A 14,831-nucleotide genomic window follows, 5' to 3' on the forward strand; every position below is an offset into this window, starting at 1 on the left:
CATGTCCTTAGGTGCAGCTAGAGGTGGTTGCAGTTATGTATTTTCGCAGTAGGCAAGACTGCGATGAGCTAAAAAAATAAGTAAAGCTAGGGGTAACTATGCTCAGTAATGCTGTGCTGTTCTTGTGGGGAGAGCAGATGAATCATAGAACCCGAAAGCTCAGCGACTAAACTGTTACCAAGTGTACTTTTTGCTTCTGCTTTAATACGACTGAGACGACTGGATACCGTTGCTGCTGAGTCTAGGTTGGAGCAGGATGAATCAATGGCGGCTACTGAAATACTCATGAGGTTAAAAAAACGCTTTTCGCCAAAGCGATCCTCTGCCCAAATGCCGTTATGATTTAAATGCTCAGGTTTATAAAATGACAAGCACTGACGACTAAACTCATCAAGAGCAGCTCTTACGTGGTTTTGCCAGTTACTGCTGCGAAACACTACAACATAATCATCACCACCCACATGTCCAACAAAGTCAATTTCAGGCTGGCAGTGTTTTTGTAATAGTTGGGCAATACACAGCAGGATAACGTCACCTTTGGCATAACCATACTGGTCGTTATAAGGTTTGAAATTATCAAGATCAAAGTAGCAGACAACAAAAGGCTTTTTATTGCAGATCAGCTGATTTATGTGATCTTGAATTATGAAGTTGCCAGGTAAGCCTGTGAGGGGATTGGAGTTTTTTGCGCTTTTTATCTGTATTTCGGTCATCATATTTAATAAATCAATGACTTGACCAATACCAAAATATTTACCTTGTTCAGTAATAATGAAATCTTCTTGCAGCTTGTTACGTTTTCTTTGCACTACCAGTTGGCTTACTATTTCAAGGCGCATATGGCGTTCAACACTAATAAACTGACTATCCAAGATTTGGCTAACAGGTCTTTTAACATATAAGTCGCGTCCGAAAGGTTTGCTTAGCTTTTCCAGTAGGCTCGATCGATTGATAATGCCGACGGGAGTATCGTTGGCGATAACAGGGATCGAAAACCACTGCTCATTCGCTTCAAATAAGGCTGTTACCTCTTCAACAAGGGTGTCAGGTGTGACTGCAATAATATCTTGTTTTAATTCGCCGACTTGACCTTGGTCTTTATAGACTTCACGGCTATCTTTTACTTGTTGCCAGATACGCTGCGCACTTTTGCTAATGCTGCGGGATGGTGTAGGGCTAGGTTTGGCGAAATAATAACCTTGTAAATAATCCACTCCAATTTCACACAGCGTTTCATACTCTTGTAGGGTTTCGATGCCTTCTGCGATTACTTGACTCTTAACTGAGCGTGCTATGGCAACAATAGAACGAACAAAATCGCGCTTAACCTTATCTTTTTCTATACCAGTAATAAAATGCCGGTCAATCTTGACGAAATCTGGGTGAACTTCAGACCATAGCCTCAGGCTTGAATACCCTGTGCCTAAATCATCTAAAGCAATGGAAAAGCCTTCCCCTTGATAGTGTTTGACTGCGCGACGCATCAGTTCGTAATCATGAGTCGGTGAATGTTCGGTTATCTCGATGACAATTTGCTCGGGGCTGATGCCAAAAGTATTGATTAGTTCTAGAGTGAAGCCTCTGTGATGATCGGGTTGTAACAGAGTTTCTGGAGATATGTTGAGAAACAACTTGCCCGGTAGTTGCTGTTGAGTAAATTGTTCAATGGCATTTGTACGACAAATACTTTCTAAGGCAAAGAGTTTTTGTTGCTGCTTAGCTTGTTCAAAAAGGTTGATCGGGTTGAATAAAATACTGCCAGAGGGGCCACGGCTTAAGGCTTCATAAGCATAAATGGATTGCCCATCAGCACTAATAATGGGTTGGAAATATGTATTAATCATTTTCTCTGAAATAATACTTGATAACTCATCATCTTTGTTCATCCGCTGCAACCTTAAAATAGCTAAATTAGGCTAAGAACATTAACTGCACTGGGTCTTTGCTAGATTGTGCTGTGATTTCTAGAGTTTGCTGGGTTAGGTGTTAGTGCGTTTGCTTGTAATAGCTCTGGTCAAATTTATGCTAAAACACTTGCCTAATCGACGCGCTAATTACAGCAGCTAATTGTGACAATACGGTTACGGAATTTTTATGTTTACTTGCTAAAACTACTAAAAGGTGAAGTTTAACCAGCAGTAATGCGGCAGCTATATTATGTGGATGTATACTCATTGGCGGAGCTGGCGTATTCTTCAGCACGTTTTGAGATCGGTCTAGAGTGAGGCTAGGCTGAAGGTTTACTTGTACAGACAGCTTTTCGTTATGGGCTGACTGCTGTATAAAGCAGCCCCAACTCGCACGATAATTACTTATTAGGAATTTTTTGGTTTATGCCCATTAGCATTGTGTTGCTACTCGCTTCTATTGGTGTGCTTTCACTTTTTTGTCAGTGGTTGGCTTGGCGGGTACGCATGCCAGCAATTGTATTTTTATTGGCTGGCGGGATCGCTTGTGGTCCGGTATTGCATTATTTAAATCCTGATGATGTGTTTGGCGACTTATTGTTTCCCATGGTCTCGCTGGCGGTGGCAATTATTCTGTTTGAGGGCAGTTTAACCCTGCGCTTTTCGGAAATACGCGGTCACGGCAAAATGGTACGTAATCTGATTCCAGTGGGTTCTATTGTTACCGGTATTATTGGTACTTTGGCAGCGCATTGGATTTTGCAGATTTCTTGGGAAATTTCTTTGCTGTTTGGTGCCATTGCTGTGGTAACGGGGCCAACGGTGATTGCGCCATTATTACGCTCGGTACGCCCCAGTGCCAAGTTGGCCAATATCCTGCAGTGGGAAGGCATTATTATTGATCCTGTTGGCGCCTTACTGGCAGTGCTGGTTTATGAGGGGATTGTCTCTTGGGGGCAGGGCAATGTCTTTGGCCACTCTTTGTATATTTTTAGCACCACTCTTGTGGTCGGCACAGTGTTGGGCGCGGCAGCGGGCTATTTAAATGGCCAAGTATTGCGCAAACACTGGATTCCGCAATACTTGCATAACGCCGGCACACTGACCTTTATGTTGGGGGTTTATGCCTTATCCAATGAGATTGCCCACGAATCTGGACTGCTCACGGTCACCATTATGGGAATTTGGATGGCCAATATGAAACAGGTGGAAGTTGAGAGCATTTTGGAGTTTAAGGAGTCCTTAAGCGTCCTATTGATTTCTGCATTGTTTATTATTCTGGCGGCGCGTATTGAGTTCTCGGCAATTTTAAATCTGGGCTGGAGTTTGGTCGCTGTTTTAGCGGTTTTGATGTTGGTGGCGCGCCCGCTGAGTATATTTTTGTCGGCCATCGGCACTACTTTAAATTGGCGCGAAAAGGTTTTTTTAAGTTGGATTGCGCCGCGCGGTATTGTCGCCGCGGCGGTATCAGCACTCTTTGCTTTTCAACTGCAAAGTAATGGTTTTGCCGGCGGTGAGACGCTGGTGCCGTTGGTGTTTATGCTGATCATTGCCACTGTCACGATTCAAAGTTTAACGGCTCGGCCCTTGGCCAAGTTGCTCGGTGTAGATGAGCCGCCGGAGTATGGTTTTTTGATTCTAGGTGCCAACCCCGTTGCCAGAATGATTGGTAAGGTGCTTAGCAACCACGATGTGCCGGTGGTCTTGGCTGATAGTAACTGGGAAAATGTGCGTCAAGCGCGCATGGAAAACTTACAGGTTTACTTTGGTAACCCTGTTTCTGAGCATGCCGCTAATCAATTGGATTTAACGGGTATTGGTAATTTGCTGGTTATTTCGCCTTATAAGCAGATGAACTCGCTGGCGACGTATCATTTCCTGGATTGGTTTGGCGATCATGACAGTGTTTTTAGTTTGTCTGAGGGCGACCAAGATCAGAAGGCCCGCTACCAAACTGCTGAAAAAATTCAGCGCACTAGAGGTCTGTTTAATGGGGTGAGCTTTGCCAAGCTGGCAAGTTTAGTGAGTCAGGGCTATACCATTAAAACTACGCAATTGAGCGAGGAGTTTAGCTACCAGGACTTTCTTGAGATGCAGCAAGGGCAGGCTTTGGTGTTATTTGTGCTAGACGCTAAAGATCATATTAGCCCAGTGAAAGCCATGGATACGCTTAAACCTGCAGTGGGCGCTAAGTTGATTAGTTTGGTGCCCGCCAAAGCGCCGGAAGAGCGTAAGGCTAAAAAGGGTAGTGAGGCGCGAGAAATGGAAAACAGTCGTCTGGCAGAGCAAAGCAGCAACTGATATCTAGATGGGCCTTAAAACAATAGCCCCACCATGATCTCGCGGTGGGGCTGCCTCAGACAGTATTCAGCTGCAAGGTTAAGAGAAGTGCAGCGCACGCTCACCCTGTTCGTCACGGATGCTGGTGGGTAGGCCCATGTGATTGAGTAGGTTTAAGAAGGGTTTAACCGGCAATTCTTCCACGTTAACCATTTTTTCTACATCCCACAGACCTTGAGCGACCAAGATTGCTGCAGCCACGGGCGGTACACCTGCAGTATAGGAAATACCTTGCGAGCCCACTTCGTTATAGGCTTCTTTGTGGTCCGCCACGTTGTAAATAAAGACTTCGCGCTCTTGGCCATCTTTTTGCCCTTTAACCAAATCACCAATACAGGTTTTACCGGTGTAGTTGGGTGCTAAGGAGGTGGGATTGGGCAGCACGGCTTTCACCACTTTCAACGGAATCACTTCTAAGCCTTCAGCTGTTGTCACCGGTTGCTCAGACAGTAAACCAAGATTGTTCAGCACATTAAATACATTGATATAGTGCTGACCAAAGCCCATCCAGAAGCGGATGTTGGGTACATTGAGGTTTTTTGACAATGAGTGGATTTCATCGTGACCGGTCAGGTAGCTGCTGTATTCACCCACCACTGGCAGGTCATCGGTGCGCTTAACCTCGAACATTTTATTACTGGTCCACTGGCTGTTTTGCCAAGTCCAGACTGTGCCGGTGAACTCACGGAAGTTGATTTCTGGGTCAAAGTTGGTGGCAAAATAGTGACCGTGTTCACCGGCATTGATATCAATAATGTCGATGGAGTCGATAGTGTCGAAATAGTCTTGCTGGGCGAGGGCAGCATAGGCGTTGACCACGCCGGGATCAAAACCCACGCCTAAAATAGCGGTGATTTTCTTCTCTGCGCAGATGGCTTTACGCTTCCACTCGTAGTTTTCATACCAAGGCGGGTTTTCGCAAATTTTCTCTGGGTCTTCGTGAATCGCGGTATCTAAGTAAGCAGCACCGGTTTCAATGCAGGCGCTAAGCACCGCCATATTTAAAAACGCTGAACCAACGTTAATCACGATCTGAGATTGCGTTTCGCGAATCAAAGCAACTGTCGCAGCAACATCTAAAGCGTCCAGTGTATAACAGGCAATGCTACCCGCTTGCTTCATACTGCCTTTTTCTTCGACACTTTTGGCGATTGCTTCACACTTTTCCAGTGTGCGAGAGGCCAAGGCGATTTGCCCGAGAATGTCATTATTTTGTGCACATTTATGTGCAGCAACCTGGGCAACACCACCGGCGCCAATAATCAGAACGTTTTTTTTCATTTACGGATTCAACTCCAGATTCAATACAGCTTAAGCAGGGGCTCAGGAGAGCCCTTGCACAAAGTCGCGATAAGTAAACTCCTTAACGAGTTCTATGCTGCCATCCAGCTGCTTAATAGCAATGGCAGGCATTTGCACACCGTTAAACCAATTTTTCTTCACCATGGTGTAGCCCGCGGTATCTTGAAAGGATAAGCGGTCGCCAATCTGTAAAGGTTGTTCAAACTTAAACTCGCCGAAGATATCCCCGGCTAAGCAGGATTTACCGCACACCATATACTCATGTGCGCCGTTATTGGGCAGCAGTGTGGCGGTTTCGCGGTAAATCAGCAGATCCAGCAAGTGCGCTTCAATGGAGCTGTCCACTATGGCTAAGTGTTTACCATTGAAAAGAGTATCTAAAACTGTCACCTCTAAGCTGCAGCTGTTGGTGATTGCCGCTTCGCCCGGCTCCAAATACACCTGCACGCCCCAACGCAGGGCAAAATCTTTCAGACGCTGGCAGAAAGCATCCAGTGGGTAGCCTGCACCGGTAAAGTGAATGCCGCCGCCTAAGCTGACCCACTCAACTTGACTTAAGAACTCACCGAAGCGCGCTTCAATACCGGTCAGCATTTCATCGAAACGCGCAAAGCTGTCGTTCTCACAGTTATTGTGGAACATAAAGCCTGAGATCTGCTCGATGACGGTGGCGATTTTGGCTGGGTCGTGCTCACCTAGACGGCTAAACGGACGCGCTGGATCGGCCAAAGTGAACTCAGAGGTACTGACACCCGGATTGACTCGCAAACCACGTACATGCTGGCGAGAAACTTCTTCAAAGCGGTTGAGCTGGCTGATGGAGTTAAAAATGACCTTATCGCTGCTGGCCAATACTTCAGCAATTTCATCATCGGCATAGGCCACACTATAGGCATGGGTTTCACCGGCAAACTTCTCACGCCCCAGTTTCACTTCAAATAAAGAAGACGAGGTGGTGCCATCCATGTAGTCCTGCATCAGGTCAAACACCGACCAAGTGGCAAAACACTTTAGTGCGAGCAGGGCTTTAGCGCCGGATTGCTGACGAACATAGGCTATTTTCTCCATGTTCTGCAGTAACTGGCTTTTGTCGATTAAGTAGTAGGGCGTTTTTAGCATCAGCAGCCTCACAGCACACGCAAATTTGGTGATTGAGCCCAGTTTAGATTGAGCAAAGCGCGCGATTATAAACGAATAAACTTTTTAGTCATCACCTTTGCACAGGCTTATTGTTCAAGTGGCAAAACGAGTGGTTTAGGGCGGGGCTGAATTATGCAGAAAACTCATTATTGGCATTAGCGTATTGTTGTCATTACGAGCGTAGTTAAATAATCGATCTTTAATGCTGCGCAGGGTTTTGGCATGGATTGCCACGTCGCTATATGCTGCGTAAAGAGCAAATAAAACTGTGTACAGGTGGAGCTGTTTCTGCGAGGCCGTAGACTGTGGCAGTCAGGCTGAGAGAGTTGTATTAAAAAAGCCAACCGTAGCGCTATGGTTGGCTTAGGGGGGCTGGGGCTAGCGCTCAATTGCAGTGGTTATTGCTTTGCAGTGAGCGGCTTGTTCTGTGCTGAAGCTGTTGCGCCGCTGTTATTTATCAATTGACTGCTGTTCGTTTGACTCTTCTTGCAGAGCTTGTAGTTTGGTTTGCAAAAAGTCATCGTAGCCTTTTTGTACCAGCTCAAATGTTTTGCCAATCTCTGCGGCAATGGGACTGCCTTCGCCCATGACGCCAAGGCCGGTGAGAATACTAGCTGCTTCAGCATAGCCTTTTTCAAAACCGCCACGGACGATGCCAACAAAGTCACGCACTAGATCTTCTGGGTCTTTATTGGGGTGTTGACGAGCATAGGCATCAAAGAACGCCGTTGATTGTGACAGGATACGCTCAGCTGTGGCTTCTGGGCTATTGTCTTGCTGCATGGCGGCCTGTAATGCATTGGCGCCCAGCTCAGGAGCAAGTTGTTCATTGATATTGTCAATGGCTGTTCGGTACAGCAGCGCCATAGAATTGTCGCCAGCACTGATCGACACATCCAATGAGGCTTTTAATATTTGCGCGCCAAGCTGGGTGCGCTGACCTTCTGGACTGCTAGCTGCGGCTTTACGTGCTTCGTCCAGTGCTGCATTGGCTGAGCTGGTGGTCTTTGAGGTTGCATTCGAAACATTGGGCTGAGTGAGTGAGATTGCTGTAGTCATGAGTGGACTCCTGCTGGTGATCCAGAGCATAGGCATAAATTGTTGTTTACTGTTATTTATATCGGCCAGCATCCAGAAAAATACAGTCTTCTTAGATAAAGTTTCTTAACGGGTTTTCATTAAATTGTCATCTAAGCCACTTACTATGCAATACATCGGATGGCGCAGGCTTCCGTGCTGGTGCAAACGCATCAGTTCAGCTTGATGGATGATTCGGAGATGAAGTATGACCGCGAAAATGAAAGCACTTGCTACAGCGCTGACCCTTTGCACAGCGTTTTCAACGTTTTCTGCAGCAGCTGCAGTAGATGAAAATCTACCTAGCTATGAACGCGCCAGTGGTGTTTCAGGCAACTTAACCAGCATCGGCTCAGATACGCTGGCCAATCTCATGACCTTATGGTCGCAAGAGTTTAAGAAAAATTACCCTAATGTGAATGTGCAGATTCAAGCCGCGGGTTCTTCAACAGCACCGACAGCGCTGACTGAAGGCACAGCTAATATGGGGCCGATGTCACGGATGATGAAAGACAGTGAAATCCAAGCCTTTGAAGCGCGCCACGGTTATCGTCCGACAGCAGTACCAGTCGCTATTGATGCGCTAGCTGTGTATGTGCACAAGGATAACCCTATTAAAGGCCTAACCATTGATGAGGTGGATGCTATTTTTTCCTCTACACGCCGCTGTGGCACTGGGGAGGATGTTACCCGTTGGGGGGATTTAGGTTTAACTGATGCTTGGACTGAGCGCCCGATTCAACTGTACGGGCGCAACTCAGTCTCCGGTACTTACGGCTACTTTAAAGACAATGCCCTGTGTAAAGGTGACTTTAAAAACAGCGTTAATGAGCAGCCTGGTTCTGCTTCGGTGGTGCAGTCGGTGTCGTCTTCGCTAAATGCCATCGGTTACTCTGGTATTGGCTACCGCACCTCGTCGGTCCGTGCAGTGCCCTTGGCAGCAAAAGCAGGCGGCCCTTACATTGAGGCAACCCCTGAGCAAGCTGCAACCGGTGACTTCCCGCTTTCACGTTACTTGTATGTTTATGTGAATAAACGTCCGAATCAGCCTATGGCTCCACTCGATCGCGAGTTTGTCAAGCTGATGCTGTCTAAGCAGGGTCAGGAAGTGGTTAATCGTGATGGCTATGTACCTTTGCCAGCTACGGTAGTGGAAAGTCTCTATCAAGATCTAGAGTTATAAAGTAACCAGTGAGTGTTGTGAAGAAAGGGGCTGCGGCCCCTTTTTTTTGCTTGTCATTTAACTGTCATACAAAAGCCTTAAAGTGTTCACAAAGTTTATTCCAAGGGTCAGGCTATGCAGGATATATCGTCGCGTTTAGAGCAGGAGCTGAACAGCCCCCGTATGCGTACTCGTCGTAAGTTTCGTGCGCTGAAAGATACTGTGGCGCAACGGGCGATTGCGCTGGGTGGCTGGAGCGTCATTGTTGCTATTACGCTAATTTTCTTTTATCTGCTGTATGAAGTCATGCCGCTGTTTAAAAGCGCGAGCATCAAACAAGAGAGTAGCTTTGTACTGCAGCAGCCAGCAGGTGCCAGCACTGTATTGACGATGTTTACTGAAGAGCAAAATGAGGTCGCTGCGCTACTCACTGATAGTGGTGAATTACTGTTTATTAATGCCCTCAATGGTGCGCCATTGTCTCAGCAGCAGATAGCGTTAGACGGTGCCCATATCAGCAGTTTTAAAATTAAAACCCCAGGAGATGATACCTTGTTGCTCGGTCTGAATAACGGCAAGGTAGTGGCGGTTGCTACAACATTTAAAGTGCAGTTTGATGCCGATGGTCAGCGTTTAGGGGTGACACCCAACGTGGTTCAGTTATTTAATGGCCAGTCGATTCAGCTCGACCCTGAACATCGAGCTCTGCATTACGTCACTGAGCAAAGCTCAGCGGAGGGCAAGCTGCTCGCTGGTTTGGTGGGGGACGGTCAAGTAGTAATGACCTTGCTGCGTCAACGCACTAACCCTATTACCGGTAAGGTTCAGGAAAGTTTAGAACCCATTAACTTTGCGAGTAACACAGCGTACCAACGTATTTTGATTGCGCCCGACCATCACTATATGTTTGCTTTACGTAACAATGGCCGCTTAGATGTGTATGACACTCGCAACCTCAACGAGATAGAGTTGCTGCATACCTTGCCCTTGGTTGAGCCGGGTCAGCAAGTGACCCAGATGATCTTTCAGTTGGCGCAACAGTCATTGCTGGTTGGGGATTCCCAAGGCCAGATCACTCAATACTTTATGGTGCGTGATGCGCATAACCAACAACAGCTGACTAAAATACGGACTTTACAGCTGGGTGATGCACCCATTGAAATTCTGGAGGCGGAGCAGCGCCGTAAAGGCTTTGTGGCCATTGATAGTAATGGCCGCGTAGGTGTTTTTAATACCACTGCAGAGAAAAAGGCCATTGATGAGCCGTTATTGCAAGGTAAGCCATTGTTAGCAGCCTTGGCACCGCGGGCTTCCATGCTATTGGTCCAGGATGGGCAAGGCACTTTTCAGCGATACGCCATTGATAACCCACACCCGGAAACGTCGTTGAAGTCGCTCTGGGGTAAAGTTTGGTATGAAGGGTATAGCGAGCCTGAGTACACCTGGCAATCTTCTTCAGCCTCTAATGAGTTCGAGCCTAAGTTTAGCCTCACGCCGTTGGCGTTCGGTACGCTGAAAGCGGCATTTTATGCCATGTTGTTGTCGGTACCCTTAGCAGTATGCGGTGCCATGTATACAGCCTACTTTATGGCTCCTGCGGTGCGGCGCAAAATCAAACCGGTGATTGAGCTGATGGAAGCTTTGCCGACGGTTATTTTAGGTTTCTTCGCGGGTTTGTTCCTTGCTCCCTTTATGGAGACGCACCTGCCTGGGGTGTTTGCCGTACTGCTGATTATTCCTTTGGGGATTGTCAGCTTTGCTTTTGCTTGGGCGCAGTTACCGGCCCGCATCCGTGATTTGGTTCCAGAAGGTTGGCATGTGGTCATCCTGATTCCCTTGGTGGTTGCTTTAGGCGGGTTGTCTTTTAGCTTAAGTCAGCCGCTGGAGTTGGCGTTTTTTAATGGGGATATGCGCAACTGGCTTAGCAACGATTTAGGCATTGATTTTGATCAGCGTAACGCCATGGTGGTTGGGTTTGCTATGGGCTTTGGCGTGATTCCAACAATTTACTCCATTGCTGAGGATGCTTTGTTCGGCGTGCCGAAGTCTTTGAGTCATGGTTCTTTAGCGCTGGGCGCGACACCTTGGCAAACCTTGGTCAAGGTGGTGCTGCCAACGGCTAGCCCAGGGATTTTTTCTGCGGTGATGATTGGGATGGGACGGGCTGTGGGCGAAACCATGATTGTATTAATGGCCACTGGTAATACGCCCATCATGAACGCCAATATTTTTGAAGGAATGCGCACCTTAGCAGCCAATATTGCTGTGGAAATGGGTGAGTCGGCACTAGGTAGTAGTCACTACCGGATTTTGTTTCTTGCAGCCTTAGTGCTGTTCTTATTTACCTTCGTGGTTAACACCTTGGCTGACTTGGTGCGCCAGCGCCTGCGTAAAAAATACAGCACGCTTTAATCGGCATTGATACAGGTTTAGGAGCTTAGGATATGCAAGTTTCACTAAGAAAATGGGTCGCCAGTGGGAGTCCTTGGGTGTGGCTCAATGCCGGGGCTGTTGCGATTAGCGTGGTATTGGTGCTGGGGTTGTTAGGGGTGATTGCCACCCGCGGCTTGGTGCATTTTTGGCCCGCCAGTTTGCAGGAATATCAGTATACCGATAGCTCAGGAGCGCAGATGGCGATACTCGGTGAGCGAGTGCAGCGTGAGCAGGTCACCGCGGAGCAAATCCGCAACTCAGGAGTGGCAGTGCCTGAGGGGGTGGAGGTTCTTGATCGGCAGCTGATTAAAGTCGGTAACCGTGACCTCTATGGCTCAGATTTCCGTTGGGTGCTGGAGCGGCAGCTCAGTGATTTAAACTATCCTGAGCATGCTGTCTCAATTGAGCGTCGTGAGTGGGGTAACCTGTACGGTTATATTGTGGGGATCAAAGAAAACGGCCAACTGATAGCTGAGCAGGATGCAGCTGACAATACACTTTGGGCGGAAGTGCAAGAGCGTAGCCAGCGTGCCAATGCTATTTATAGCAATATTCAGAAGCTAGAGAGCGGCACTATCGGTGCGGTTAACTATGCGTTAGAAAAAATACGCTTGGCTGAGCGTAGCTTGCAGTTACAAGAGCAGGATACGCCGCAAAATCTTGCCCAGTTGCAGGCTGAAAAAGCTGCTTTGCAAGCCCAATATGCGAGCTTAGAAGCTGAGCTCATGGCGCTGTACACCCCTTTTAAGCGTGACTCTTTAATAGTTGTCACCGCTGATGGTCGACAAAAAGAGGTGAATTTTAGCGACATAGTGCGTTTATATCAGCCGAACGCCTTGAGCCTCTGGCAGAAAATTCAGCATTACCTTATGAAGCTGGTTGAGTTTGTTTCTGAGGATCCCCGTGAAGCCAACACCGAGGGCGGTATTTTTCCGGCAATTTTCGGGACGGTGTTAATGGTAATGATCATGTCGCTGATCGTTACGCCATTTGGTGTTGTCGCTGCGGTGTATTTACGTGAGTACGCCAGTCAAGGCTTTGTAACGCGCACTATTCGTATTGCGGTGAACAACTTAGCCGGAGTACCGTCTATTGTTTATGGTGTGTTTGGTTTAGGTTTCTTTGTTTACTTTATTGGCGGCAACTTGGATGAGTTGTTTTTTGCCCCAGCTTTACCAGCACCCACTTTTGGCACTCCAGGCCTGCTATGGGCGTCTTTAACTTTAGCGTTGTTAACTTTGCCAGTGGTGATTGTAGCCACTGAAGAAGGCTTATCGCGCATTCCTCGCTCTGTGCGCGAAGGTTCTTTAGCGCTTGGCGCAACTAAGTTTGAAACCCTGATGCGGGTGGTGATTCCCATGGCCAGCCCAGCGATGATGACGGGAGTAATTTTGGCTGTTGCGCGCGCCGCAGGAGAGGTAGCACCTTTGATGCTGGTGGGCGTGGTAAAGCTCGCTCCGAACTTACCTTTGGATATAAATGCGCCTTTCTTGCACTTAGAACGTAAGTTTATGCATTTGGGTTTTCATATTTATGATGTGGGTTTCCAAAGCCCTAACGTTGAGGCGGCACGTCCATTGGTGTATGCCACCGCCTTGATGTTGGTGGTGGTGATTGCGGTGTTGAATTTAACGGCTATTGCGATTCGCAACCGTCTACGGGAAAAGTACCGTGCTCTGGATATGTAGTTGGCTCGGGCGCTGGTGACAATTGCTGCAGAGCACTACACCAGAGATATTTAGCGTTGACCAGTGAATTGGTTTTAAATTTTAAAGTTTGATTAGAAGGCTACTTGTATGACTTCAACAACAGCGACACATGCAATGAAATTCAGCGCGCTGGGTCGAACGGCACAGCATTTAAGCTTGGCCGATGAAACACCCTGTATTGAGGTGAAAGATATGCACCTGTACTACGGTGCTACCGAGGCGTTAAAAGGCATTAGTATGCAGATTCCAAAAAAGCGCATTACTGCTTTTATTGGTCCGTCTGGCTGTGGTAAATCCACGTTACTGCGCTCATTTAATCGGATGAATGATCTGGTTGATGGCGTGCGAATTGAGGGTGATGTGACCATCGATGGCCATGATATTTATGCCAAAGGGGTGGATGTTGCAGACTTGCGCCGTCGCGTGGGGATGGTGTTTCAAAAGCCTAACCCGTTCCCAAAGTCCATCTATGAAAACGTCGCTTACGGTCTGCGTGTGCAAGGCATTAAAAACAAACGTTTATTGGATGAAACCGTAGAGTGGGCGCTGCAATCAGCCGCCTTGTGGGATGAAACTAAAGACCGTTTACATGAGTCGGCGTTAGGCATGTCGGGTGGTCAGCAGCAGCGTTTAGTCATTGCCCGCACCATTGCAGTTAAGCCTGAAGTGTTATTGCTGGATGAGCCCGCTTCGGCCCTGGACCCGATTTCCACCTTGAAAATTGAAGAGCTGATTAATGACCTGAAAGACCGTTTTACCATTGTGATTGTGACCCACAATATGCAGCAAGCCGCGCGGGTCTCGGATTACACTGCCTTTATGTACTTGGGCAAATTGCTGGAGTTCGATAGCACCGATAAGTTGTTCACCAACCCAGCCAATAAACAAACCGAAGATTATATTACCGGACGTTATGGTTAGTAACGTTATCTAAAATAAACTTTGCGGGCTGGTCCCGTTCCTACACGTCCATAGGTGGGCAGCTACTATGAAAATCAATCCAGAAAATCACAGCACACACATTTCACAAAAATTTAATGATGAATTAGAAGAGATTCGCAGCCAGCTGCTGGAAATGGGCGGCATGGTGGAGCAGCAAGTTAAAGACGCGGTGCAGTCGCTGCTCGATGGTGATACCCGTTTAGCTAAGGAAGTACGCGCTAAAGATCAGCAAGTGAACCACTTGCAGTTAGAGATTGATGAGTTTTGTACGCAAATTCTTGCCCGTCGTCAGCCTGCCGCTTCGGACTTGCGCTTAGTTTTAGTGGTGATTCGTGCCACTGCAGATTTAGAGCGCATTGGTGATGAGGCGAGCAAGGTAGCGCGAGCGACTTTAAAACTTGCCGAAGAAGGCGCTTCGCCGCGTGGTTACATTGAAGTGCGCCACTTGGGTAATCATGTGCGGCAAATGGTGCAAGATGCGCTCAATGCTTTTGCCCGCTTTGACAGCGCAAAGGCCTTAGAAGTGTTGCGTGAAGACGAGAATGTGGATCTTGAGTACCGCTCAGCTACCCGCGCACTGATTACTTTTATGATGGAAGATCCACGGGCTATTTCGCAAGTCATGAGTATTATGTGGGTGTTGCGCTCCCTGGAGAGAGTCGGTGATCATGCCAGTAATCTGGCTGAGTATGTGATCTATTTAGTGGAGGGGCAGGACGTGCGCTATGCCGAGTTGGCGCAAATTGAAGCAGCTATTGCGCAGCGTAAGCAGGCAACGCAAGCCAGCGATTAAGTGCTTGGGTAGGGTTATTTAGCAGC

Annotated in this window: 10 protein-coding genes; 6 read left to right on the plus strand and 4 right to left on the minus strand. The window is 47.6% G+C overall.

The genetic code is table 11. The features are described from left to right. Positions 1-86: 86 nt before the first annotated feature. Positions 87-1,886 carry a GGDEF domain-containing protein gene (locus O6P33_RS07730; RefSeq protein ID WP_269817212.1) on the minus strand — a complete coding sequence of 600 codons (1,800 nt, stop codon included), beginning with the start codon at positions 1,884-1,886 and terminating at the stop codon, positions 87-89. 447 nt (positions 1,887-2,333) lie between these two features. Here O6P33_RS07730 and O6P33_RS07735 point away from each other — a divergent pair, with 447 nt between their 5' ends. Then, complete coding sequence (locus O6P33_RS07735; protein ID WP_269817213.1) at positions 2,334-4,208, plus strand: cation:proton antiporter; 1,875 nt, start codon at positions 2,334-2,336, stop codon at positions 4,206-4,208. A 78-nt stretch (positions 4,209-4,286) separates the two neighbouring features. Here O6P33_RS07735 and O6P33_RS07740 read toward each other — a convergent pair whose 3' ends face one another. From O6P33_RS07740 to O6P33_RS07750, 3 genes are all read right to left on the minus strand, one after another. Further along, entirely contained in the window at positions 4,287-5,528 is a 1,242-nt protein-coding gene (locus O6P33_RS07740) for a saccharopine dehydrogenase family protein (protein ID WP_269817214.1), read from the minus strand. Positions 5,529-5,570: 42 nt separating this feature from the next. After that, positions 5,571-6,668, minus strand: a complete 1,098-nt coding sequence (nspC, locus tag O6P33_RS07745) for a carboxynorspermidine decarboxylase (RefSeq protein WP_269817215.1) — start codon at positions 6,666-6,668, stop codon at positions 5,571-5,573. A gap of 471 nt (positions 6,669-7,139) precedes the next feature. Continuing rightward, positions 7,140-7,748, minus strand: a complete 609-nt coding sequence (locus tag O6P33_RS07750; protein ID WP_269817216.1) for a DUF5610 domain-containing protein — start codon at positions 7,746-7,748, stop codon at positions 7,140-7,142. Positions 7,749-7,974: 226 nt separating this feature from the next. Between O6P33_RS07750 and O6P33_RS07755 the strand changes: the two genes are divergently transcribed. From O6P33_RS07755 to phoU, 5 genes are all read left to right on the plus strand, one after another. Further along, positions 7,975-8,949 (plus strand): PstS family phosphate ABC transporter substrate-binding protein, encoded by a 975-nt coding sequence (locus tag O6P33_RS07755; protein WP_420094935.1) that lies wholly within the window; start codon positions 7,975-7,977, stop codon positions 8,947-8,949. 114 nt (positions 8,950-9,063) lie between these two features. After that, positions 9,064-11,340: an ABC transporter permease subunit gene (locus O6P33_RS07760; RefSeq protein ID WP_269817217.1), complete on the plus strand. Its 2,277-nt coding sequence runs from the start codon at positions 9,064-9,066 to the stop codon at positions 11,338-11,340. A gap of 32 nt (positions 11,341-11,372) precedes the next feature. After that, entirely contained in the window at positions 11,373-13,049 is a 1,677-nt protein-coding gene (pstA, locus tag O6P33_RS07765; RefSeq protein ID WP_269817218.1) for a phosphate ABC transporter permease PstA, read from the plus strand. Between the two features lie 108 nt (positions 13,050-13,157). After that, positions 13,158-13,991, plus strand: coding sequence for a phosphate ABC transporter ATP-binding protein PstB (pstB, locus tag O6P33_RS07770; protein ID WP_269817219.1), 834 nt, complete (start codon positions 13,158-13,160; stop codon positions 13,989-13,991). 67 nt (positions 13,992-14,058) lie between these two features. Then, entirely contained in the window at positions 14,059-14,805 is a 747-nt protein-coding gene (gene phoU / locus O6P33_RS07775; RefSeq protein ID WP_269817220.1) for a phosphate signaling complex protein PhoU, read from the plus strand. Positions 14,806-14,831 lie beyond the last annotated feature (26 nt).

Source organism: Denitrificimonas caeni (genome assembly GCF_027498055.1).
GTDB lineage: Bacteria > Pseudomonadota > Gammaproteobacteria > Pseudomonadales > Pseudomonadaceae > Denitrificimonas.

What these genes read in the sequence shown, in the direction of transcription:
- O6P33_RS07730 (WP_269817212.1), bottom strand. Translation starts at nt 1,886, where the DNA reads ATGAACAAAGATGATGAGTTATCAAGTATTATTTCAGAGAAAATGATT.
- O6P33_RS07735 (WP_269817213.1), top strand. Translation starts at nt 2,334, where the DNA reads ATGCCCATTAGCATTGTGTTGCTACTCGCTTCTATTGGTGTGCTTTCA.
- O6P33_RS07740 (WP_269817214.1), bottom strand. Translation starts at nt 5,528, where the DNA reads ATGAAAAAAAACGTTCTGATTATTGGCGCCGGTGGTGTTGCCCAGGTT.
- nspC (WP_269817215.1), bottom strand. Translation starts at nt 6,668, where the DNA reads ATGCTAAAAACGCCCTACTACTTAATCGACAAAAGCCAGTTACTGCAG.
- O6P33_RS07750 (WP_269817216.1), bottom strand. Translation starts at nt 7,748, where the DNA reads ATGACTACAGCAATCTCACTCACTCAGCCCAATGTTTCGAATGCAACC.
- O6P33_RS07755 (WP_420094935.1), top strand. Translation starts at nt 7,975, where the DNA reads ATGACCGCGAAAATGAAAGCACTTGCTACAGCGCTGACCCTTTGCACA.
- O6P33_RS07760 (WP_269817217.1), top strand. Translation starts at nt 9,064, where the DNA reads ATGCAGGATATATCGTCGCGTTTAGAGCAGGAGCTGAACAGCCCCCGT.
- pstA (WP_269817218.1), top strand. Translation starts at nt 11,373, where the DNA reads ATGCAAGTTTCACTAAGAAAATGGGTCGCCAGTGGGAGTCCTTGGGTG.
- pstB (WP_269817219.1), top strand. Translation starts at nt 13,158, where the DNA reads ATGACTTCAACAACAGCGACACATGCAATGAAATTCAGCGCGCTGGGT.
- phoU (WP_269817220.1), top strand. Translation starts at nt 14,059, where the DNA reads ATGAAAATCAATCCAGAAAATCACAGCACACACATTTCACAAAAATTT.